The sequence below is a fragment of the uncultured Jannaschia sp. genome, assembly GCF_947494025.1.
Lineage (GTDB): Bacteria > Pseudomonadota > Alphaproteobacteria > Rhodobacterales > Rhodobacteraceae > Jannaschia.
On sequence record NZ_CANLTQ010000172.1, the window covers coordinates 1 to 324 of the forward strand.

General features: G+C 69.8%; 1 pseudogene. It reads left to right on the forward strand.

Annotated elements, in window-relative coordinates:
* Positions 1–290 (forward strand): annotated as a pseudogene (locus tag Q1B08_RS21825) (transposase); the annotation flags it as partial.
* Positions 291–324: the final 34 nt, after the last annotated feature.

Consider the following 324-nt stretch of genomic DNA (forward strand, 5'->3'; position numbering starts at 1 on the left):
CGACGGCGTTGCTGGAGCCGCTGGCGGACGCGATCGGTCGGCACGTGCTGGCCGGACAGGCGATCTTCGCAGACGATACGCCCGTGAAGATGCTGGCACCCGGCACCGGCAAGACCGCCACGGCGCGGCTCTGGGCCTATGGCCGCGATGAGCGGCCTTGGGGCGGCACCGCCGCGCCTGCCAGCTGGTATCAGTTCTCGCCCGATCGAAAGGGCCAGCATCCGAGGGGTCATCTCGCCGGCTATCATGGCTGGATGCACGCGGACGGCTACGCGGGCTTCGAGGACCTCTAACCGCTCCGGCGACATCTGCGAGGTCGCCTGC